General features: G+C 63.9%; 18 protein-coding genes and 1 pseudogene. 12 read left to right on the forward strand and 7 right to left on the reverse strand.

Going from position 1 to position 21,201, the window contains the following annotated elements; all coding sequences use genetic code 11:
- Nucleotides 1-295: 295 nt before the first annotated feature.
- Both NKI06_RS19450 and NKI06_RS19455 read left to right on the forward strand, forming a co-directional pair.
- Nucleotides 296-1,357, forward strand: coding sequence for a Gfo/Idh/MocA family protein (locus NKI06_RS19450; RefSeq protein WP_352986724.1), 1,062 nt, complete (start codon nucleotides 296-298; stop codon nucleotides 1,355-1,357).
- Between the two features lie 30 nt (nucleotides 1,358-1,387).
- Nucleotides 1,388-2,386: an ABC transporter ATP-binding protein gene (locus NKI06_RS19455; protein ID WP_352986726.1), complete on the forward strand. Its 999-nt coding sequence runs from the start codon at nucleotides 1,388-1,390 to the stop codon at nucleotides 2,384-2,386.
- Between the two features lie 26 nt (nucleotides 2,387-2,412).
- Here NKI06_RS19455 and NKI06_RS19460 read toward each other — a convergent pair whose 3' ends face one another.
- From NKI06_RS19460 to NKI06_RS19480, 5 genes are read right to left on the reverse strand one after another with little or no spacing between them, the layout of a single operon-like run.
- A complete protein-coding gene (locus NKI06_RS19460) occupies nucleotides 2,413-3,306 on the reverse strand; it encodes an ROK family protein (protein WP_352986728.1) in 894 nt (297 codons plus the stop codon).
- Nucleotides 3,303-4,106 carry an alpha/beta fold hydrolase gene (locus NKI06_RS19465; RefSeq protein ID WP_352986730.1) on the reverse strand — a complete coding sequence of 268 codons (804 nt, stop codon included), beginning with the start codon at nucleotides 4,104-4,106 and terminating at the stop codon, nucleotides 3,303-3,305. Before NKI06_RS19465 ends, NKI06_RS19460 begins: the two co-directional genes overlap by 4 nt.
- Nucleotides 4,103-4,939 carry a sugar phosphate isomerase/epimerase family protein gene (locus NKI06_RS19470; protein WP_352986732.1) on the reverse strand — a complete coding sequence of 279 codons (837 nt, stop codon included), beginning with the start codon at nucleotides 4,937-4,939 and terminating at the stop codon, nucleotides 4,103-4,105. The genes NKI06_RS19465 and NKI06_RS19470 overlap by 4 nt, the downstream gene beginning before the upstream one ends.
- Nucleotides 4,939-6,018, reverse strand: a complete 1,080-nt coding sequence (locus NKI06_RS19475; protein WP_352986733.1) for a Gfo/Idh/MocA family protein — start codon at nucleotides 6,016-6,018, stop codon at nucleotides 4,939-4,941. The genes NKI06_RS19470 and NKI06_RS19475 overlap by 1 nt, the downstream gene beginning before the upstream one ends.
- A 14-nt stretch (nucleotides 6,019-6,032) precedes the next feature.
- Nucleotides 6,033-7,268 carry an ROK family transcriptional regulator gene (locus NKI06_RS19480; RefSeq protein WP_352986735.1) on the reverse strand — a complete coding sequence of 412 codons (1,236 nt, stop codon included), beginning with the start codon at nucleotides 7,266-7,268 and terminating at the stop codon, nucleotides 6,033-6,035.
- A gap of 139 nt (nucleotides 7,269-7,407) precedes the next feature.
- Between NKI06_RS19480 and NKI06_RS19485 the strand changes: the two are divergent.
- Nucleotides 7,408-7,638 (forward strand): annotated as a pseudogene (locus NKI06_RS19485) (ATP-binding cassette domain-containing protein); the annotation flags it as partial.
- Nucleotides 7,639-7,655: 17 nt separating this feature from the next.
- Here NKI06_RS19485 and NKI06_RS19490 read toward each other — a convergent pair.
- Nucleotides 7,656-9,458 carry a dipeptide ABC transporter ATP-binding protein gene (locus NKI06_RS19490; protein ID WP_352986737.1) on the reverse strand — a complete coding sequence of 601 codons (1,803 nt, stop codon included), beginning with the start codon at nucleotides 9,456-9,458 and terminating at the stop codon, nucleotides 7,656-7,658.
- 191 nt (nucleotides 9,459-9,649) lie between these two features.
- Between NKI06_RS19490 and NKI06_RS19495 the strand changes: the two genes are divergently transcribed.
- The 8 genes from NKI06_RS19495 to NKI06_RS19530 all read left to right on the forward strand — a co-directional run bounded on the left by NKI06_RS19495 (nucleotide 9,650) and on the right by NKI06_RS19530 (nucleotide 18,141).
- Nucleotides 9,650-11,008, forward strand: coding sequence for an LLM class flavin-dependent oxidoreductase (locus NKI06_RS19495; protein ID WP_352986739.1), 1,359 nt, complete (start codon nucleotides 9,650-9,652; stop codon nucleotides 11,006-11,008).
- A gap of 15 nt (nucleotides 11,009-11,023) precedes the next feature.
- Entirely contained in the window at nucleotides 11,024-11,800 is a 777-nt protein-coding gene (locus NKI06_RS19500; RefSeq protein WP_352746290.1) for a DUF427 domain-containing protein, read from the forward strand.
- 35 nt (nucleotides 11,801-11,835) lie between these two features.
- Entirely contained in the window at nucleotides 11,836-13,479 is a 1,644-nt protein-coding gene (locus tag NKI06_RS19505; RefSeq protein ID WP_352986741.1) for an ABC transporter substrate-binding protein, read from the forward strand.
- 37 nt (nucleotides 13,480-13,516) lie between these two features.
- Nucleotides 13,517-14,476, forward strand: coding sequence for an ABC transporter permease (locus NKI06_RS19510; protein ID WP_352986743.1), 960 nt, complete (start codon nucleotides 13,517-13,519; stop codon nucleotides 14,474-14,476).
- Complete coding sequence (locus NKI06_RS19515) at nucleotides 14,473-15,354, forward strand: ABC transporter permease (RefSeq protein ID WP_023707792.1); 882 nt, start codon at nucleotides 14,473-14,475, stop codon at nucleotides 15,352-15,354. Before NKI06_RS19510 ends, NKI06_RS19515 begins: the two co-directional genes overlap by 4 nt.
- A gap of 100 nt (nucleotides 15,355-15,454) precedes the next feature.
- Nucleotides 15,455-15,940, forward strand: a complete 486-nt coding sequence (locus NKI06_RS19520) for a hypothetical protein (protein ID WP_352986746.1) — start codon at nucleotides 15,455-15,457, stop codon at nucleotides 15,938-15,940.
- A 164-nt stretch (nucleotides 15,941-16,104) separates the two neighbouring features.
- On the forward strand, nucleotides 16,105-17,544 hold the full coding sequence (locus NKI06_RS19525; protein WP_352986748.1) for an aldehyde dehydrogenase family protein: 1,440 nt from the start codon (nucleotides 16,105-16,107) through the stop codon (nucleotides 17,542-17,544).
- Between the two features lie 15 nt (nucleotides 17,545-17,559).
- Nucleotides 17,560-18,141 (forward strand): DUF1349 domain-containing protein, encoded by a 582-nt coding sequence (locus NKI06_RS19530; RefSeq protein ID WP_352986749.1) that lies wholly within the window; start codon nucleotides 17,560-17,562, stop codon nucleotides 18,139-18,141.
- Nucleotides 18,142-18,150: 9 nt separating this feature from the next.
- Here NKI06_RS19530 and NKI06_RS19535 read toward each other — a convergent pair whose 3' ends face one another.
- Nucleotides 18,151-18,930, reverse strand: coding sequence for a helix-turn-helix transcriptional regulator (locus NKI06_RS19535; protein ID WP_352986751.1), 780 nt, complete (start codon nucleotides 18,928-18,930; stop codon nucleotides 18,151-18,153).
- Nucleotides 18,931-19,039: 109 nt separating this feature from the next.
- On the opposite strand from NKI06_RS19535, the gene NKI06_RS19540 reads away from it, so the two are divergent.
- The gene (locus tag NKI06_RS19540; protein ID WP_352986753.1) at nucleotides 19,040-21,199 is read left to right on the forward strand and encodes a hydantoinase/oxoprolinase family protein; all 2,160 of its coding nucleotides are present in this window, start codon (nucleotides 19,040-19,042) and stop codon (nucleotides 21,197-21,199) included.
- Nucleotides 21,200-21,201: the final 2 nt, after the last annotated feature.

The following is a 21,201-nucleotide window of genomic DNA, read 5'->3' on the forward strand; positions in this document are numbered from 1 at the left end:
CGGCCGCTGATCCGCGGCACCACATCCGGACCCGTAAAGTGAGCGGCGCCCAACAAATCGCTGCTGGACCCTTCACCCCCCCCGGCGCTGCGCGCCGACCTCCCCATCAAGGGGAGGTAAAAGGTCGTGGCTTCATTCACGACCGCCAAAGGGCGACTTTCGGAGAAGCTTCTTTGGCAGCGAGGGTGTTCGCGCCAACGTCCTACCTCCCCTCGATGGGGAGGTCGGCGCGAAGCGCCGGGTGGGGTGATACCCTCTCAGAAGGAACAACTGGAACATCTGGAGGAGTAGTTAGGTGACCTCTAAATCGCCCCTTCGCGTCGTCGTCGCCGGGCTCGGCAATATGGGCCGCAGCCATGCGCTGGCCTACCACACAAATCCGGGTTTCGAGATCGCAGCACTCATCAACCGCTCCGACGTGCCATTGCCGGAAGGACTGTCGGGCTATGACATCCGTCGTTCCTTCGACGATGCATTGCGCGATGAAAAGCCGGATGTCGCCTGCATCGCCACCTATTCCGACAGCCATGCCGACTATGCGGTGAAGGCATTCGAGGCCGGCTGCCACGTCTTCGTCGAGAAGCCGCTCGCAACGACGGTGGCGGACGCCAAGCGCGTCGTCGCCGCGGCCAAGGCCAACGGCCGAAAATTGGTGATCGGCTACATCCTGCGCCATCACCCGTCCTGGGTCAGGCTGATCGCCGAGGCGCGCAAGCTCGGCGGCCCTCACGTGTTTCGCATGAACCTCAACCAGCAATCGTCAGGCCCGACCTGGCAGACGCATAAGCAACTTATGCAGACAACCTCGCCAATCGTCGATTGCGGCGTGCACTATCTCGACGTCATGCTGCAGATCACCGACGCCAAGCCGGTCGAGGTGCGCGGCATGGGGCTGCGGCTGACCGAGGAGATCGCGCCGACAATGTACAATTACGGCCATCTCCAGGTGCTGTTCGACGACGGCTCGGTCGGCTGGTACGAGGCGGCTTGGGGCCCGATGATCTCGGAGACAGCGTTCTTCGTGAAGGACGTGATTTCGCCCAATGGCTCCGTGTCGATCGTCATGAAGGAAGGTGTGAAGTCGGACGACATCGACACCCACACCAAGACCTCGACCATCCGCCTGCACAGTGCGGCGACCGGCGCGGACGGCAAGTTCGCCAGGCCGGACGAGATGCTGTCCATGGAAGGCGAACCCGGCCACCAGGACCTCTGTGACCTCGAACAGGCCTTCGTGCTGAAGGCGATCCGGGAAGACATTGACCTGACCCGCCACATGGACGACGCGGTGAAATCGCTCGCCGTCTGCCTTGCCGCCGATGAGAGCGTGCGCAGCGGCGCCCCAGTTAAGCTCTAGTAGGGCAAACTCTAGAACAAGGACGAAGCCGTGGGCTCGCTGGTAATCGAGAATGTGAAGAAGGCCTTCGGGCCGGTCGAGGTGCTGAAGGGCATCAACCTCGAAGTGACCGACGGCGAATTCGTCGTCTTCGTCGGCCCATCTGGCTGCGGCAAGTCGACACTGCTCAGGGTCATTGCCGGGCTGGAGGATTCGACTTCGGGCCGCGTGGTGATCGACGGCGCCGATGTCTCGGCCACGCCCCCGGCAAAACGCGGCATCGCAATGGTGTTCCAGACCTACGCGCTCTACCCGCATCTGACGGTGAAGAACAATATGGGCCTCGGCCTCAAGCAGGCCGGCACGCCCGCCCCGGAGATCGAACGCCGCATCGGCGTCGCCTCGTCGATGCTGTCGCTGGAACCGTATCTCGAGCGGCGGCCGGCGGAACTGTCGGGCGGCCAGCGCCAGCGCGTCGCCATCGGCCGCGCCGTGGTGCGTGAGCCAAAACTGTTTCTCTTCGACGAGCCCTTGTCGAACCTCGATGCAGCGCTGCGCGTCAACACGCGGCTCGAGATCGCGCAGCTGCACCGGCGGCTGAAGGCGACGATGATCTACGTCACCCACGACCAGGTCGAGGCGATGACGCTGGCCGACAAGATCGTTGTGCTCAATGCGGGAAAGATCGAACAGATCGGCGACCCGATGGAGCTCTACAATTCGCCGGCAAACGAGTTCGTCGCCGGCTTTATCGGCTCGCCGAAGATGAATTTCATCGACGGTGCCAGATTGGGCGAGACGGCCAAGACGATCGGCGTGCGGCCGGAGCATCTGACCGCGGATCCAAGGTCCGGTGCCTGGAAGGGAACGGTGGTGCACGCCGAACATCTCGGCGCCGACACCAACCTCTATCTCGACTGCGAAAAGGCCGGGCTGATCACGGTGCGCATTTTCGGTGTCTACGACGCCGAGCCCGGTGCGACGCTGTATGCAACGCCCGAGCCGGGTAAGACATACCGGTTTGGGGCGGACGGCAAGACGATCAAGTAATCCTTCGCCGACAGCAACCACGGCGATCACACCGCGCCGAGCAGCACCGCGCCATGGATCGCCGCCTGCCAGCCCAGGGCCGCCCAGCGAATGTCCAGAGGCTCTACAACAAGCGAATGCGGCAGGCTGTCCGCGATGCGCTGCTTGAGCGTCTGGCGGGGATAGGACTTCATGTCGACGATACCGCCGCCGATCAGGATCGTCTGCGGGGAAAACAGGGCGGCTGCCGTTGCGACGGCCACCGCCTGCTGCCAGACGATTTCGTCGAGCCATTCGCGCAGCGATGGCGGCTGCCCGGTCGCCGAAAACAGATCGGCCACCGGGATATCGTAGTCCGTCGCGAGTTCGACGAGCGTTGCTCCCGAGGCATAGGTCTCGACCCGGTTTGGCGGTCCGCTTTCGTCGGGTCGGTAGATCGGCATGTGGCCGATCTCGAGCGCCCAGCCGCCGCCCCTGAAAATGCCGTCCTTGCCGAGATAGGCTGCACCAATGCCGGTGCCGAGATAGACCGCCAGCACCTCCTTTTGCCGCTTCACCGCGCCGGCAACGCTTTCGCCCAGCAATTGCAGCACGACGTCGCGTTCGAGCCGCACGGGAACGCGGAGCCGCGATGCCAGTTCCGTACCCAGCCGGATGCCGTTCAGCTCGCGAATGTTGGCCGTGTGCAGCACCGTGTCGAAGTCGCGGTCGATGAACCCAGGCACCGTCGCAACGACCCGTGCAGGTTTGAGCCCGGCATCGCGGCAGGCTGCGGTGACCGCATCTGCCAATCCCACCACCGGCGCGCCCTGGCGCAGTTGCGCGGTAGGGTAGGTGCGGGCGAAATCCACCGGGTGGCCGCGATCGGCAAAGCCAACCTTGACCGACGTGCCGCCGATCTCGACCACGGCGATGGTCTCATTCGTCGTTTTGTCGGTCATGCGAGCGGTTCCAGGAATTCCGAAAGACAGGCGCGGAATTCCAGCCGGTAGGCGGCGTGATCCTGCGATTTGGCTGTGATGGTGCAAAGCCGGGCCGACGGAACGAGCCCGGCCAGCGTCTGTGCGTCGTCCAGTCGATGGACGAGGTCATGGTCATGGCCGATGACAAGAGTCGGCACCGCGATAGCGCGGATCTCCGCCTCGCTCACGCCGGGACCATCGCCGGCGATCGCCGAAAGCAGCCTGCCGAACAGAACCGGGTCCGGGCGAGTGAAGAAGCCTTGCAGGCTGCCGAGATTGTCCGGCGCCAATCTGGCCAGTTCGCCGGCAACAGCGCTGTCATCGAACAGACGCCTGGCGTCTTGGGGCGAATGCCGCATCAAGAGATTGCCGACGACGGCATAGGGCTTCATATTTTCCGGAGCCGCCTGGGCTACCCAGGCGGGCCGCGCGAGCACCAGCGCGCGCACGCGGGCCGGCTTATGCACCGCCAGGCGCAGTGCCAGCGCCGCGCCCATCGAAATGCCGCCGACGACGGCCGGACCGATGCCGAGATCGTCGGCCAACGCTTCAATGTCCTCGGCAAACGTCGCGATCGAAAGCCGCTCGACCGGCCCGTAGCCGGATCCACCCTGGCCACGGCATTCGAGCGTCACCCGCCGGGTCACCGGCAGATCGGGAAACACGTCGGCGACCTGCGCGTCGTCGCCGCCTAGGCCGTGCTGAAAGATGAAGGGAGGCCCGGCGCCGACGTCCCGGTAGGCAAGGTCGACGCCATCTCGGCTGAAGGTCTTTTTCACGTGTCGTCGCTCGCTTCCAGCACGGTGCGCAGAAAAGCGCCGACGCCGGGCGCCTCGGCCTCTGTCAGGCCATGTGTGATCAAGGGGCCGTCGAACCCGGCAGCCTTCAGGCGGCCGATGAAATGCGGGAAGTCGACCACGCCCTTTCCGGCTGCGGCAAAACTGCCATCGGCATGGCGGTCCTTGGCATGGGCCATGCCGATCTCGGCGGCCAGCAGATCGATGGCTTCGTCGATGAGGCGATGACGCTCCGCGCTGTCGGCCACTTCGAACAGATTGGCCGGATCGAGCACGATGCGCAGCCGCGTGCTGTTCATTTCGTCCAGCAGGCGGCGTGCGGCCCGGGCGCTGGAGAGGACATTGGCCAGTTCCGGTTCGATGCCAAGCTCGATGTCGAAGCGCTCGGCAATCGCGATCGCCGCTTCCATCTCCGTCCGCAGATCGCTCCATGCCGCCTCGCTTGCATTGTCGGGATGCCAGCGCCACTGATCCTCAGCATCCCTGGTGCCGGTGCACAGCGTAATCAGCCGCGTGCCCATGTCAGCGCATGACGCAGCCAGTACCTCGAGCCGGGCGAGTCCCTGATCGCGAACCCTGCGATCGGGATGGATCATGTTGTAGGTTCCAGACACTGCTGCAATCGAAACACCGGTCTGGCGGCTCGCCTCAACGACGGATCGGGCCGCATCCGGCTCAATGCTGTCCGGCATCGACGGCAGTCCAAGGCACGCCATGTTGAACTGCGCCGCCGTGTAGCCGCCGTCCGCCACCGCGCGCAGCACCGGCAGAGCGCCGGTGGTGGCGAAGGTCTTGGCGAAAATCCCAAGCTGCATCACACCACCCCGTCGACATCGGCCAGACGGACGGCGCGGCCGCCGGCAGCGGCCGAGCGGGCGATGGCCGCCATGCCCCTGACCGAGGCGATGCCGTCCTCGATGCCGGCGCCGATCATCGGCGCGCCATTCAGCACGACATCGGCGAAGCCTTCGAGCTGGCGGCGATAGAAGTGGCCATCCGCGCCAAGCGTCCGATGCCAACTGCCATCGGCCTCGCGGAAAATGTCGACCTCGCTGCTCTTGTAGTACCAGGGGTTGTAGGTCTTCGCGAGAACGCTGCCATTCTGGCCGTAGATCTGGAACCCTTCGTGCCAGTCCATGCGCACGGCGACCGTCAGGTCGAGATGGCCGATCGTGCCGTCGGCGAAGATGGTGGTGACGAACCAGCAATAGGCGCCATAGCGCTCGGTGAGCCGGGCCTCGACCGCCTCGATCGGCCCGTGCAGATGGCGCGCCGTATCGAGGAGATGGCTGCCATGCGCCAGCATGTAGTATTGGCGCAGATCCGCCTTGGGATTGACGGCAGGCTTGCGCGCCTTGGCGCTGGTGATGATCAGCGGCTGCACCGCATCGGTCATCGGGTAGCGGTGGGTGCTGTCGCAATACCAGCCCTTGAACGCCAGCCGCTCGCCCATTTCGTCGTCGACGAAAGCCTTTGCCGCCTGGATGCCGGGATCGAAGCGCTTCATATGGCCGACCTGGAGCACCTTGCCGCTCTTGTCGAGCGTGGCCCGCAAACCTTCGACCTCCTCGACCGAAACGCCCAGCGGCTTTTCGCAAAGCACATGCTTGCCGGCATCGAGCGCCAGTTCCGCGGCCTTGACGTGAAAAATGTCCGATGTCGCGATGATGACGGCGTCGAGATCGGGATCGGCCAGCATCTGGCCGTAGTCGGCATAGGATTTTTCGGGCGCGTAGGTCGCGGCCATCCTGTCGCGCAGATCGTCGGCGACATCGCAGATGGCATAGAGATCGGCATTGCGTGCCTTGGTGCAGGATTCGAAATGCGCCGCCTGGGCAATCGGACCGCAGCCGAGCACGCCGACACGCAGCCGCTTTTCGTCTTTGCGAGGCATTGAATCTCTCCTGATTAGCGCGCGGCGAGGCCGCGAAGTTGAAATTGCGGATCGCCCGACAAAGCTGCCTGATGCAGCAGACAGGCAGCGCCCAATGCCGGACCGTCGGCGCCGACACGCGACAGTTCGACTGTGGGAACCGGATAACCTTCAGCCAGGAAGTCCGAGAGGAAAGCTTCCACCTGTTTGGCGACAAAGGGATAGACAGCATTGACCGAGCCGGAGAGGATGATGCGCTCCGGCTGGAAGGTGCAGGCAAGTGTCGCCAGCCCGCGACCGAACCAGAGCGCCCAGTCGCGCGCGGTGGCAACGGCTGCCGGATCGCCATCGGCCAATGCCGCCACAAACTCATGCAGGCCGGCGCGCAGTCCGCTTATGTGCAAATAGCGAGCCAGCAACGCATCCTTGCCGACATAGGATTCCAGCCGCCCCGGGCGCTTCGCGTCGAAGACAAAACCTTCGTCGCCAATGCGAAGATGACCGATTTCGCCGGCGCCGCCGAGCCGGCCGCGATGCAGCCTGCCGGCATTGATGATGCCGCCGCCGACGCCGTTCTCGATCAGGATGATCAGCGCATCCTCATCGTCCTTTCCCGGCTGCGCCCAGTATGTCTCGGCCACAGCGACGGCATTGGCATCGTTTTCCAGCAGGATCGGAAAATCGTCGCCAAAGGCGTTGCCCAAAAGCTCAGCCAGATTGACCCCGTGCCAGCCAAGGATGGTGGCATGGTATGAGACGCCATCAGCGGCGGGGAAGCCGGGCACGGCGACATTGAGCCCGTAGGGGCGCGTGCTCTCAGGCAATTGCGATCGGACATCGCCAACGAGTTCCTCGATGATGGCGACTGCAGCGGCAGGCGTACTACCCGGGCCGGCAAAGGCCTTCGATGCTGCGGCACGCTGCGTGCCAGCAAGGTCGACAGCCACGGCAGCGATCCAGTTGACGCCGATATAGGCGCCAAGGAAGAAGCCGCCATTGCCTTCGATCTCGACAAGGATTCCGGGGCGGCCGACCCGGCCCTCGGCGTCCTGCTCGTCATCCCCTTCATCCGAGCGCTCGCGCGCCAGACCGGCTTCGATCAGTCCCAGCACCAGGGCGCCGGTGGTCGACCGGGTCAGGCCGAGATCGCGTGCGAGCGCCGCCCGGCTCAACGCGCCGGCACGAAACAGCGCCGCAAGTGCCCGCGTTTCGTTCGGCCGAAGATCGGTCGACACCAGCACGTCGTTCTCCACAATTTGTTTGATTGGCATACTAATAGAATTTCTAGGCGGTTTGAAAGACCCAAGGTTGGGTGCATTGCAACAAACATTCAGCATCCCTAGGCTCATTGACCCAAGTTTCATACGATGATTTGTATCAGAAACTTACAAATTGGCACGGGAGGATGCGATGCCGGTTCTAGCGCGTCTCGAACACATCGTGAAGGATTTCAGTGCCGTCCGCGCGCTGGACAACGTCTCGCTCGACATCAATGAGGGCGAGGTTCTCGGCATGATGGGCGACAATGGTGCCGGCAAATCGACGCTGGTCAAAACCATCGCCGGAAATTTCCAGCCGACGTCAGGCACCCCCCAAGCCTGTCCTCCGGCCGGGGGACATCTTCTCGAAGGCAGGCTTGTCAGTTGCCCGCTTCGCAATCAGAGACTGCCTGTGTCTCTCCAGCAGGCGATCAGATGACCGTCGCCGGCCTGCCTGACGGGCGGTTGCGCCTTTCGGCAATCGGGCAGCGCGACAGGACAGCGGGCGGCAAAGGAGCATCCGGAGGTCTCGGCATCGTGTGCCGCGACGTGGAGCTGAGCCGGAGCTTTCGGCGCCGTCTCATCCGAGGACGCGGCCAGAAGCAGCTTCGTGTAGGGGTGGTTGGGGCCACGAAAAATCTGCTCGGATGACCCCGTCTCGACCAGCCGGCCGCGATAGAGCACGCCGATCCTGTCGGCCATATAGCGCACCACCCTGAGGTCGTGGCTGATGAACAGATAGGTGGTGTCCTTGTCGCGCTGCAGGTCGTTGAGCAAATTGAGCACGGTCGCCTGCACCGAAACGTCGAGCGCAGAGGTCGGCTCGTCCAGCACCACGAGCTTCGGCACGCCGGCAAAGGCGCGCGCAATCGCCGCCCGTTGGCGCTGGCCACCAGACAGCGATCTCGGCTTCTGGTCGACGGTCGTAGCGGCAAGACGAACCGAGGCCAGGAGATCGCCGACACGCTGCTTCACCTCGCTGCGGCTAAAGCCGGCGAGCCGCCGCAGCGGACGGCCGAGGATCCTGCCGATCCGCTGGCGCGGATTGAGCGTGCGGTCGGGTGACTGGAACACCATCTGCACGTCGCGCCGTTCGCTCAGGCTTCTTTTCTCGACGCGCGACGCGACAGTGCTGCCGAACAGCTCGACCGACCCAGCGTCCGGCGTCTGGAGGCCAGTCACGATCCTTGCCAATGTCGACTTGCCGGAGCCGGATTCGCCGATCAGCCCGAACGTCTCGCCCTGGGCTATCTCCAGGTCGATATCGTGCAGGACGGCCTGGGAGCCGAAGGCGTGGCTGATGCCTTTGCAGGCGACGGCGATCGGACGTGCGGCTTCCGGTTGATCGCTGCGGACAGGCTTCGACGGGCCGGTTGTGTGCATCTCGGCCAGCCTGCCGTCGCGCTTGGTGAAGTTGAGCGCCGGGATCGAGGCGATCAGCGCCTTGGTGTACGCGTGAACAGGGTTCTCGAAGACATCGTTGGCGATGCCGCTTTCGACGACCGTCCCCGACTGCATCACGGCCACCCGATCGCAGGCCCGGCGGACCATGTTGATGTCATGGCTGATCAGCAGAACGCTGGTTTTGTGATCGCGGCGCAAGTCCTGCAGGATGGCGACGATCTCGGACTGGACGCTGGCGTCAAGCGCCGTCGTCGGCTCGTCCAGCACCAGCAGCGACGGGTCGAGCGCAATGGCAATCGCGATGTTGGCGCGCTGCTGCATGCCGCCCGACAATTCGTGCGGATAGAGATCGAGCACCCGTTCCGGATTGCTCACCCTGACACGGCTCAGCAGCTCGGCGGCGCGGGTGCGTGCTTCGTCCTGCCGAACCGGGCGATGCCGCATGATCGTTTCGGTGATCTGCCGGCCGATCGTCATGGCCGGATTGAGTGCCGCACCTGGATGCTGGTAGACGGCCGCGATGCGATCGCCCCTTAGCCGACGAAGCTGCTCGCCGGAGAGACTGCGGATCTCGCGACCCTGGAATTCGAGCGCCGACGCGGCGATCCGGGCGTTGCGCGGCAGATAGCGCAAAATAGCGAGAGCCACCGAGCTCTTGCCCGATCCGGACTCGCCGACAAGGCCGAGCGCTTCGCCTTCGCCGATGGCGAGCGACACGCCGTTGACGGCCGGATGCGATCCCCGGCGTCCATCATAGGCGACGGTGAGCTGCTCGACGTTCAGAACCGATGACGACATGTCTTGCTGAAACCACTTTCTTTCGGCGCGGTCTTCGAGGGCAATCGCTTCCGCTTTCGCGCCCCACAATCTCTATAAAATTACTCGAATTAAGCTGGAGCGCAATCTACCTTTCACCGCTCAGGAGAGATTGTCGCAGCCGGTCGAGGCATCGCGACGGTCGCCTGAAGCAGTTCTGCAAGGAGACCGGCATGGCACGCGACCACATGATCCTCAGCGCGTTTTTCTTCAATCCGCAGGGCGATCATCGCATGTCGTGGCGCCATCCGCGCGCGCCGGGCCGCGAAGTGCTCGACTTCGACTTCTACCGCGATCTCGTCCAGTCTGCCGAGCGCGCCAGGATCGATACGATCTTCGTCGCCGACCATGTCGCGATCTGGGATTCCGTACAGAGCGGCGTAGCCCATTACGCCAATGCCCGCCTGGAACCGCTGACGCTGTTGTCGGCGCTTGCCGGCGTGACCAGGCATATCGGCCTCATCACCACCGCCTCGAGCTCCTACAGCGAGCCCTACAATGTCGCCCGCATGTTTGCCTCGCTCGACCATATCAGCAAGGGCAGGGCGTCTTGGAATGTGGTGACGTCGGCCATGGACGAGGAGGCCCGCAATTTCGGCCGCGACGGCAATATCGAGCACGCCTTTCGCTATGAGCGCGCCACCGAATTCCTCGATATCGTCAAGGCGCTGTGGGACAGCTGGGAAGACGAAGCTCTGCTTATCGACAAGGCATCGGGCTATTTCGCCGATCCCGACAAGGTCCATGCGATCAACCACAAGGGCCCGCACTTCAAGGTGCGCGGACCGCTCAATGTCTCGCGCCCGCCGCAGGGCCATCCGCTGATCGTCCAGGCCGGCTCGTCCGAAGACGGCAAGAATTTCGCTACCGCGCACGCCGATGCGCACTTTGCCATCTACAGCACCAAGGAAGAGGGCATCAAATATAGGCAGGACATCAACGAGCGCCTCGCCCGTTACGGTCGCAAGCCCGAGAGCTTCAAGATCCTGCCGGGCATCCTGCCGATCGTCGCAGCTTCCGAAGCGGAGGGACGCGAGCGGCAGGAGTATCTGCAGAGCTTGCTTCCCGATCGGGTCGGCATCGACCTTCTCTCGAGCTGGAGCGGCGTCGATCTCTCCGTATATCCGCCGGACGGCCCGCTGCCGCCGCTGCCGGACGAGAGCACCTTCAATGGCGGCCGCACCTCGCTCAATCGCGTCAAGGAATGGTCGAAGCAGAACCTCACTCTGCGCGAGATCGCTCGCAAGCTCGCCAACAGCGGTTCGGTGCCGACCGTCGTCGGCACACCGAACCAGATCGCCGATCAGCTGCAGGACTGGTTCGAGGCAGGTGCCGCCGACGGCTTCAACCTGATGTTCCCGCTGCTCCCGGAGGATTGGGTGAATTTTGCCGAGCAGGTCGTGCCGGAACTGCAGCGCCGCGGCGTATTCCCCACCGAATATGCGCCGGGGACGCTGCGTGACCGTTTCGGCCTGGCTCGGCCGGCCAACCGCTTCGCCGAACAGCGCGACAATGTGCGCGCCGTATCCTGACTTGGGGCAACTGATATGACCGCAGCGCCAAAACTTCAGCCCCGCGAAGCCACGGCTCCGCAGCTCATCAATGTTCTGCACAGCCCCAAGCGCATTCGGGTCAAATTCGCCGGCCGCACCATCGCCGACAGCCGCAACGTCCTGGTGCTGCGCTCCAACCATTTTCTGCCGATCTATTTCTTCCCGGCCTCCTCGGTGGACCGCTCGCTCTTAAAGCCGTCCGAGCATAGCCAGCGCCATCCCGTCGGTGGCGAAACCACCTATTGGAACCTGGAGACGGGAGAAAAAGCTTCGCCCAACGCGGCCTGGTCGCTTGTCGCGCCGCCGGATGAAAATCTGTCGCCGCTGGCCGGGCGTATCGCCTTCACCTGGAAGGCGGTCGACCAATGGTTCGAGGAGGAAGAAGAGGTCTTCGTCCACGCCCGCGATCCATACGCACGCATCGATGTGCTGCAGAGTTCAAGTCACGTCCAGATCTGGTTCGACGGCGAACTGATCGCCGACAGCCATCGCCCGGTGCTTCTGTTCGAAACGCATCTGCCGACGCGTTTCTACCTGCACCCGGACGATGTCAGGCTCGACCGGCTGACCGCTTCGGACAGCACGACGCGCTGTCCCTACAAGGGCATCGCCTCCTACTGGTCGGGCCGGCGCGCCGACGGCTCGGTAAGCCCCGATGTCGCCTGGAGCTACCGCGATCCCATTGCCGAAATGCCCAAGATCAGGGGCCTCATCGCCTTTTACCCGCAAGCCGTCGACCGCATCCATCTCGACGGCGAACCAGTCGCTTAAGCCATTCAACAGTCATTTCAGACAGGGGTTTCAAAATGACCAAACGCAACGACATCGATACGCTTCGCAATATGTCCGGCGACATGTGGAACGTCGCCGTCGATGAGCACCAGGCCGGCTTCCTCAAGCGCCGCGATCTGCTGAAATACGCAGCCTTGATCGGCCTCACCGGCTTTGCCGCCTCGCAGGGACTTGCTGGTTTCGGCACGGCGCGCGCTGCCGGCGCCGGCGGCACGGTCCGCGTTGGGCTCGGACAGCCGACCAAGGCGATCGATCCCGTCTCCATCACGGATCCGGCCAGCATCGGCGTCATCAGCCAGGTCGGCGAATATCTCATCCTCGACGATCCCAAGGACGGTCTGCAGCCCAAGCTCGCTCTGTCGTGGGAGGCCGACGAGACCGCCAGCCGCTGGACCTTCAAATTGCGGCCGGGCGTGAAATTCCACGACGGCCGCACCGTCACCGCCAAGGATGTGGTGGCGAGCTTCGAGCGGCTGGTCGATCCGGCCAGCGGTTCGTCCGCTTTGTCTGCCTACAAGGGCATCCTGTCCAAGGGCGGCGCCAAGGTCGTCGACGACCAGACAGTCGCCTTTGATCTCGACGGCCCCAACAGCAACTTCCCCTTCTATGTCTCCTCCGACGTCTACAACGCCGTAATACTGCCGGCCGACTATGCCGGCGATTTCGAAAAGAATTTCAACGGCACCGGCCCGTTCAAGCTCGAATCCTTCCGCCCCAAGCAGGGCGCCAGCTTCGTGCGCAACCCTGACTATTGGGGCGACAAGGCGCTGCCCGACCGCGTCGAAATCAAGTTCTTCGACGACGAGCAGGCGCAGGTGCTGGCGCTGCAGGCCGGCCAGCTCGACGTCATCCCGAGCACGACCCGGCTGGAATTGGCGATCGAGGGCAATCCCAACTTCAAGCTGCTCAGCGTGCAGGCAAGCTCGCATGACGAGGTGCATCTGCGGACCGACCAGGCGCCGTTCACCGACAAGCGCATCCGCCGCGCACTGGCGCTCACCATCGATCGCGAGGCGGTGGTCAAGGGCTTGCTCAAGGGCCGCGCCATTGTCGGCAACGACACGCCGTTTGCGCCGATCTTCCCCTCGGCCGATCCGTCGGTGCCGCAGCGCAAGCAGGACATCGCCGAGGCCAAGCGCCTGCTTGGCCAGGCCGGCGTGCCGAACGGCTTCCCGGTGACGCTGACCACCGAACGCGCCTATGACATTCCCGACTATGCGGTGCTGATCCAGAACTTCGCCAAGAAGGCCGGCATCGACATCAAGCTCAACGTGCTGCCGCAGGACGCCTATTATGGCTCGGCGAAGTTCGGCTCGTCGCCATGGCTCGATTCCAATCTCGGCATCACCGATTTCGGACATCGCGGCACGCCCGACATCTTCCTCAACGCGACGCTGAAGAGTTCGGGCGCCTGGAATGCGGCGCATTTCAACAACCCGGCCTATGACGGGTTGCTGCTCGAATACGGCAAGGCCCGCGACCTTCAGGCGCAACGCCTTGCGGCGGGCAAGATCCAGACCTTGCTGCTGGACGAGACGCCGCTGATCATCAGCTACTTCTCGCAATACAGCCGCATCGTCTCGTCGAAGGTCGAGGGCGTCCGCTTCACGGCGATCTCGCATCTGCTGCTCGACCGCGTGACGTTCGCGCAGGCATGATTGCGAGACGTCCAGCCACTCCGGGCACCACAATCCGATGCTGACCGGCCGCACTGTGTCGGTGCGGGCAGCCTCGCTTCTGCTCACGCTGTGGTTGGTCAGTATGCTGGTGTTCTTCGCCGGGCAGGTCCTGCCCGGCGATGTCGGCCGCCTCATGCTCGGGCCGTTCGCCGATGCCGAGGCCGTCGCGGCGCTGAACAGGCAGCTCGGCGCCGACCAGCCGGTGCTCGTGCAATACTGGCACTGGTTCAGCAGCGTGCTGTCAGGCGACTTCGGCACCTCCCTGTCGTTGCGTTTGCCGGTGGCGCCCTTCGTTCTGGAAAGCCTCAAGCGCTCGGCGGCCCTTGCCGGAATTATCCTCGTCTTTCTGTTGCCGCTGGGCATCGGCGCCGGCATCGTCGCCGGTCTCAACCAGGGCCGCTTTGTCGACCGCCTGATCGTACTCGCCGGCGTGTCCTTCGGCATCGTCCCGGACTTCGTCTCCGGCCTGCTGTTGCTCATCGTCTTCGGCCTGTGGCTGAACTGGTTCCCGATCACCGGCGCTGCTCCCGATGGCGCCGGGCTGTGGGTCAGTGGCTATTATCTGATCCTGCCGGCGCTGCCGCTGGTGCTGAACCTTGCCGGCTACATCGCCCGCATGACGCGGGCCGGTGTGATCGAGGCGCTGGCCGCCGACTATACGCGCACCGCCGTCCTGAAAGGCCTTGAGCGTCGCGAAATCCTCATCCGGCACGTGCTGCGTAATGCGCTGACGCCGACCATCGCCGTGCTGGCGACGCAGACCGGTTACATGCTTGGCGGGCTGGTGGTGATCGAAGCGCTGTTCGGCATACAGGGTCTCGGCAATCTGGTGCTCAACGCCGCCAAGTCGCGTGACTTCCCGATGCTCGAAGCCGGCGTGCTGGTCATGGCGACCATCTTCGTGCTGTCGGCCGCGGCAGGCGATCTCGTGAATGCCTTGCTCGATCCGCGGCAGCGCCGCCGTGTTTCGCCATGATGGAACTGATGGAATTGCCGGAGCGCCGTACGCTGGGCTGGCGGGCAGCAAGTCGCATCCGCGAGACTGTTTCGCAGCTGCCGCCCTCGGTGATCGTTGGATCGCTGATCCTGCTGTTCTGGGTCGGCTGCGCCGTGTTAGGCAGCCTGTTTGTGCCCTACGATCCCTATGCCGAGGATTTCCTCGTCATGCTGGCGCCGCCTGATGCCGCGCACTGGTTCGGCACCGACCAACTTGGCCGCGACGTGCTGTCGCGCATCGTCGTCGGCTCGCGTGACATCCTGCTGGTCGCGCCGGCAGCAACACTGCTCGGCGTTGCCGCCGGCAGCGTGCTTGGCCTCGTGCTCGGCTATTTCGACGGGCTGATCGACGCCATCGGCGCCAGGCTGCTCGACACGCTGATGGCCTTTCCCTTCATCGTCCTCGTCACCATGGCGCTGGTCGCGCTTGGGCCATCGAACCTCACCGTCATCCTTGTGATCGGCATCGCCTATGCCCCGCTGGTGGCACGGACGGTGCGTGCCGCCGTGCGCGAGCAGCGCGAACGCGACTATGTCAGCGCCGCTCGTCTCGGCGGCGAGAGCGCTCTTTCCATCATGTTCCTCGAGATCCTGCCTAATGTCAGGGAAACCATCCTCATCGAGCTGGTCACAAGGCTTGGCTACGCCTTCTTTTCGATCGCCACGCTGAGCTTCCTCGGCCTCGGCATCCAGCCTCCCTCAGCCGATTGGGGACTGGCGGTCGCCGACGGCTACGGCTTCCTGACCGGCGGCAAATGGTGGGTGGTGATCTTCAACTCCGCAGCCATCGTTTCGCTTGTCATGGCAACCAATCTGATCGCGCAAGGCATGGGGGCCTTCGAAAACAGCGACCGGTGAAGAGCGGAACGCTCAGCAAAGCTGACGCGCAATCGCGGACCGTGCGCTAAAATCGTTCCTCGTGATTCGGCTCTGACAGGGCCTCAAAGCAAGGAACGGCATGAGCAAGGCCCTCATTACATTCGCATTGGTCGCGGTGCTCACCGCATTGCTCATGGCGCTCAGCCTGGGGGTGGCCAGGCACGGCTACCCCTATGGCGCGATCGGCGTGAGGCGGCTGGACGGCATTGCCGATGCCGGCTCGTTCCTGCCGCTCGCCGCCGTCTATTTCTTCGGCGCCATGCTGATGATGATCCTGCCGATCCGCGCCGCCGGCATCGTCTTGACCCATGCTGCGGATGCGCTGTTCTGGGCGGTGATCGCCCTGTTCGCCACGATTGTCGGCTGTCTCGTCGCCCGCTGGGCTTTCGGCCAGAGCAGCGTGCTGTGGGCGCTCCTGAACTGGCGTTTCCTGTTCGCCGCGGCCATCGTTGGCAGCCATTTCACCATGAACGAGCTGCGCCGTAACATCCTGCTCAGAAGCCTGTTCTTCGTCATCTTCGCCGCGGCAACGCTGGCTTGCCTGTTCTGGACCTTTCCGACCTGACAGGCCGCTTCATATTGTCCATCTTGAGGCCGCGGCTTTCATAGCCGCGCGCCATCGGCTATCCAGTCCGCAGCCAGATTTCAGCCCTCACAGTGTCGTCATTTGTCTGATAAATGATTCAGGCATACGGCACCCCCAGCGAACCAATACAAGGAAACCGCGACATGAGCCTCTTTCGTAAAAATCTGATCGATGGCGAGTGGGTGGGCGAGGCCGGCTCGCGCAACATCAATCCCTCGAACACGGGCGATGTCGTTGGCGAATATGCCTCGGCCGGCGCCGAGCAGGCAAAGCAGGCCATCGCGGCGGCCAAAGCCGCCTTCCCGGCCTGGTCGCGTTCGGCGCCGCTGGTGCGCCACCCCGGGCTGAAAAAGGCGTCGGACGAGATCATGGCGCGCAAGGACGAGATCGGGCGCGCGCTGTCGCGCGAGGAGGGCAAGACGCTGGCCGAGGGCATTGGCGAGACCATCCGCGCCGCCCAGATCTTCGACTTCTTCGCCGGCGAGACGCTGCGCCTGTCGGGTGAATTGGTGCCCAGCGTTCGCCCGGGCGTCGGCGTCGAGATCACCCGCGAAGCCGTCGGCGTCGTCGGCATCATCACGCCGTGGAATTTCCCCATCGCCATTCCCACCTGGAAAATCGCGCCGGCACTCACGCATGGCAACACCATCGTCTTCAAGCCGGCCGAACTCGTCCCCGAAAGCGCCTGGACCATTGTCGACATCCTGCACCGCGCCGGCCTGCCGAAAGGCGTGCTCAACCTGGTCATGGGCAAGGGCTCGGTGGTCGGCCAGGCCATGCTCGACAGCCCCGACCTCAACGCCATCACCTTCACCGGCTCGGTCGGCACCGGCAAACGCGTCGCCGCGGCAAGCGTCGAGCACATGCGCAAGTTCCAGCTCGAAATGGGCGGCAAGAACCCGATGGTTGTGCTCGACGACGCCGACCTCGCCACGGCTGTCGAGTGCGCCATCAACGGCGCCTATTTCTCGACCGGCCAGCGCTGCACGGCATCGTCGCGCCTGGTGGTGACCGAAGGCATTCACGACCGCTTCGTTGCCGCGCTCAAGGAGCGCCTGGAAAAGCTCGTCATCGGCGATGCGCTCGATGCCAAGACCCAGATCGGGCCCGTCGTCGATGCGAGCCAGCTGAAGCAGGACGAGGACTATATCGCCATCGGCAGCCAGGAAGGCGCCAACCTCGCCTTCGGCGGCGAGCGGCTGGACCGCGAAACACCCGGCTTCTATCTCAGGCCGGCGCTGTTCACCGAGAGCACCAACGCCATGCGCATTTCGCGGGAAGAAATCTTCGGGCCGGTCGCCAACGTCATTCGCGTCAAGGACTATGACGAGGCGCTTGCGGTTGCCAATGACACCCCCTTCGGCCTGACCTCCGGCATCTGCACCTCTAGCCTCAAGCATGCCACGCATTTCCGGCGCAATTCCGAGGCCGGCATGGTGATGGTCAATCTGCCGACCGCCGGCGTCGATTTCCACGTCCCGTTCGGTGGCCGCAAGGGCTCGAGCTACGGCCCGCGCGAGCAGGGCCGCTATGCCGCGGAGTTCTACACTACGGTGAAGACAGCCTACACCTTTGCCGGCTAATCGACGGGTGAACCGATGACAGCGGCGAAAGAGGAACTGACCTGGCTCAACCCGCCGCCGCACCATGCTTTCGGTAATGGCATCGTGCATGTGCGCACCGGCGGGGAAACCGACTTCTGGCGCGAAACCTTTTACGGCTTCTGGCGTGACAATGGCCATTTCCTGTATCGGCCGGTCGAGGGTGACTTCAGCGCCGAAGTCACCGTCAAGGGCGACTACAAGGTGCTCTACGACCAGGCCGGGCTGATGCTGCGGCTGAGCGAAACGCACTGGATGAAGGCCGGCATCGAATACACCGACGGGCTGGCGTATTTCTCTGTCGTCGTCACCAACGACACCTCCGATTGGTCCCTTGTAGCCATCGCGGCCGGCCCCGACGGCGTCCGCATCCGCCTGACCCGCCACGCCGAGGCGATCCGCGTCCAGTATCTGGACTCCACCGATAGTCACTGGAAGCCGGTGCGGCTGGCCTATTTCCCGGTCTCGAAATCCGTCGATGTCGGCATGATGTGCTGCTCGCCGCAGCGCGAGGGTTTCGAAGTCACCTTTTCGGGCTTTACGGTCGGCCCGCCGATTTCCAGGCAGTTGCACGACTGAGGGCGATACCTAGCCGTCCGCGCGGTGCTGGAAGAACTGTAAAAACAGTTCTCTTTCGGTGGTGATGTCGAGCTTCTCATAGATGCGGCGGCGGTGGTTCTTCACCGTGCCGACGGTGATGCCGAGCCGCTCGGCGATGTTGGCGGTCGGGTGACCCGCGAGGATCAGCTGCACCAGTTCGCGCTCGCGCAAGGAAAGCTCCGGCCACAGGCTCGCAGGAATAGTCGGCTCTTGCCGGGGCGAGGCGCCGGGGCCGGTCGGCGCCGATGTGCGGGAGAATTCCGTCCCCCGCGCCTCAATGTCGAGTGCATGCAGCGCCTCGAACACCGGCAGCCGCTCGTCCAGCAGGGCGATCTCGCTCTCCTTGAAGGTGGAGGTCGAGCGGTCGAGGAAGATGCCGAGGCACCAGTCGCCGCCATCGGCCAGCATGATGCCGACCTCGTCGCAGATTTCCGACTGCGCCAGGAAGCCCGCTATGTACTGGCCGCGCTTGGCCTCGTCGTCGGCAAGCCGCTTCAGCGGCAGGATGCCCAGCCTCTGCTCACGCCGCCACGAGGCATAGAACGGGTCGAAGACGTAGTAATTGTCGAGATAGCGCCGGACCATCTCGTCGGAGAAGCGCCGGTGCTTGATGAATTCCGGCGTCTTCGTCGCCGAATATCGGGTCACGGTGACGAGATCGTGCTCGATGTCCGCGCCGATCAGGTCGATCAGGCAGTCGACATGCCTGTCCGTACCGGTGGCGGCAATCGCCCTGGCGAGCGGCCCCCAGATATTGCCCATGCGCATGCCCTTTTCTCAGCGATCCCGGTCCGGCGGTCATTGTGTCTTTTGGCACATGGCGCAAGGCCGCCCAAGGAATCTAGCTTGAGCATCCTAGAGCAATCCCGAGGCGACCGTGACACAACCCAACCTCACCAGTCCCATCGTCGGCAATCCAATCGTCATCGGCATCGACGCCGGCGGCACCATGACCGACACGATCCTTGTCGACCAGGACGGCCACTTCAAGATCGGCAAGTCGGCAACCACGCCGAAGAACGAGGCCGAAGGCTTCCTCGCATCGGCCGAAGACGCGGCCGACGCCTGGGGCATCTCGCTGGAGCAGCTGTTCTCCGGCGTCAACGTCGTGCTCTATTCCGGCACCGGCATGCTCAACACACTGTTGTCGCGCACCGGGCGCCGGCTGGGCCTGATCACCACCAAGGGTCTGGAAGACATGATCCTGATGGGTCGCGGCCTGCAGGCCTGGGCCGACTATTCCTATGCCGACCGGCTGCATGCGGTGACCCACCACCATCCCGATCCGCTGGTGCCGCGCCGTCGCACCCATGGCGTCACCGAGCGCATCGACCAGTTCGGCGACATCGTGCTGCCGCTCTACGAGCATGAGGTCTCGGCTGCGGCCAAAAAGCTGATTACCGGCAAGGTCGAAGCGATCTGCATCATGACCATCTTCTCGCACGTCAATCCGGTGCACGAAAAGCGCATCGCCGAGATCTGCCGCGAGGAGGTGCTGAAAGCCGGCGCCGACATCCTCGTCTACACCAGCCACGAGGTCCGCCCGGTCATCCGCGAACAGTCGCGGCTGAACTCGGTGCTGATCGAAGCCTACGCGACGTCGCGCGGCCGCAAGCAGCTTAGGGGTATCGAGGACGTTTCGAAAAAATATGGCTTCAAATACGGCGTGCAGACGCTGCTGTCCTTTGGCGGCCTGACCTCGATCAACCATCCGCGCCTGCACGAAACCATGATTTCCGGCCCGATCGGCGGTATTCTCGGCGCGGCCTATGTCGGCAAGCTCATCGGCAACGACTCCCTGATCTGCTCGGACATGGGCGGCACCTCCTTCGACATGGGCGTCATTTCGCGCGGCCAGACGCGGATCGAGAACGAGCCGCTGATGGACCGTTTCAAGCTCAACGTGCCGACGCTGCATCTCGACACGATCGGCGCCGGCGCCGGCATGATCCTCAAGGTCGACCCGCTGACCAAGAAAGTCTCGCTCGGGCCGGAAAGCGCCGGTTCCGACCCCGGCCCCATCTGCTTCGCCAAGGGCGGCACTGAACCCACCATCGCCGATTGCGACGCCATACTAGGCCGCCTCAACCCGTATTATTTCCTCGGCGGCAAGGTCGTCTTGCAGGTCGAGAAGGCGCGCAAAGCGTTTGAGGAAAAATGCTCCAGCATCCTTGGCGTCGGTGTCGAGGAGGCTGCCGAAGGCATGATCGACATGCTGGAAGCCGATGCCAACAACGCGCTGCGCCGGGTCATCTCCGGCCAGGGCATCCATCCCTCGGAATTCACGCTGCTGTCCTATGGCGGCTCGGGTCCGCTGCATCTGGCCGGCTGCTCAAGGGGCATCGGCTTCAAGGACATCATCACCTTCCAGTTTGCCGCCGCCTTCTCGGCCTTCGGCTGCACCACCGCCGATTTCATGCGTCGGCATTCGGTCTCGACGCAGCACGACATCGGCGCCCGCGCAAGCGATGACGAGCTGCTCGCTTTCGGCAAGAAGGTCACCGACGTCTGGAATGATCTCACCAAGGCGGCGGTCGACGAGATGATCAGCGACGGCCATATCAGAGACAAGATCAAGACCGTGCCGTTCCTGATGATGCGCTACACCGGCCAGCTCGAGGATGTCGAGGTCATGGCACCGCTTGCCGAGGTCAATTCGGCTGACGACATGCGTAGGGTCATCGACGAGTTCGAGGCGGTCTACGCCAAGGTCAACCATCGCGTTTCGCGCTATGGCGAAGCCGGCTTCACCATCACCGAGCTCGGATTGATCGCCACCGCCGACAAGGTCAAGCCGGTGCTCTTGAAGCGCCCGCTCGGCAAGTCGGCTCCGGCAGCAGCGCACAAGGGCGTGCGCGAGGCCTATATCGGGGGACGCTGGCACAAGGCCAATCTCTACGAGATGGACCTACTGCAGCCCGGCCATGAGGTGATCGGTCCGGCCATCATCGAACATCCCGCCACCACGCTCGTTGTTCATCCGCAGGACCGTGTCCACGTCGATGAGTGGACGCTGCTGCATTACACCCATTCTTGAAA

The organism is Mesorhizobium sp. M0772 (assembly GCF_040320135.1).
Taxonomy (GTDB): domain Bacteria; phylum Pseudomonadota; class Alphaproteobacteria; order Rhizobiales; family Rhizobiaceae; genus Mesorhizobium.

Bases quoted from the DNA above. Each gene is read 5' to 3' on its own strand.
- NKI06_RS19495 (WP_352986739.1), top strand. From the start codon at position 9,650: ATGGCACGCGACCACATGATCCTCAGCGCGTTTTTCTTCAATCCGCAG.
- NKI06_RS19510 (WP_352986743.1), top strand. From the start codon at position 13,517: ATGCTGACCGGCCGCACTGTGTCGGTGCGGGCAGCCTCGCTTCTGCTC.
- NKI06_RS19470 (WP_352986732.1), bottom strand. From the start codon at position 4,939: ATGCAGCTTGGGATTTTCGCCAAGACCTTCGCCACCACCGGCGCTCTG.
- NKI06_RS19475 (WP_352986733.1), bottom strand. From the start codon at position 6,018: ATGCCTCGCAAAGACGAAAAGCGGCTGCGTGTCGGCGTGCTCGGCTGC.
- NKI06_RS19505 (WP_352986741.1), top strand. From the start codon at position 11,836: ATGACCAAACGCAACGACATCGATACGCTTCGCAATATGTCCGGCGAC.
- NKI06_RS19530 (WP_352986749.1), top strand. From the start codon at position 17,560: ATGACAGCGGCGAAAGAGGAACTGACCTGGCTCAACCCGCCGCCGCAC.
- NKI06_RS19535 (WP_352986751.1), bottom strand. From the start codon at position 18,930: ATGCGCATGGGCAATATCTGGGGGCCGCTCGCCAGGGCGATTGCCGCC.
- NKI06_RS19520 (WP_352986746.1), top strand. From the start codon at position 15,455: ATGAGCAAGGCCCTCATTACATTCGCATTGGTCGCGGTGCTCACCGCA.
- NKI06_RS19500 (WP_352746290.1), top strand. From the start codon at position 11,024: ATGACCGCAGCGCCAAAACTTCAGCCCCGCGAAGCCACGGCTCCGCAG.
- NKI06_RS19490 (WP_352986737.1), bottom strand. From the start codon at position 9,458: ATGTCGTCATCGGTTCTGAACGTCGAGCAGCTCACCGTCGCCTATGAT.
- NKI06_RS19525 (WP_352986748.1), top strand. From the start codon at position 16,105: ATGAGCCTCTTTCGTAAAAATCTGATCGATGGCGAGTGGGTGGGCGAG.
- NKI06_RS19480 (WP_352986735.1), bottom strand. From the start codon at position 7,268: ATGCCAATCAAACAAATTGTGGAGAACGACGTGCTGGTGTCGACCGAT.
- NKI06_RS19515 (WP_023707792.1), top strand. From the start codon at position 14,473: ATGATGGAACTGATGGAATTGCCGGAGCGCCGTACGCTGGGCTGGCGG.
- NKI06_RS19460 (WP_352986728.1), bottom strand. From the start codon at position 3,306: ATGACCGACAAAACGACGAATGAGACCATCGCCGTGGTCGAGATCGGC.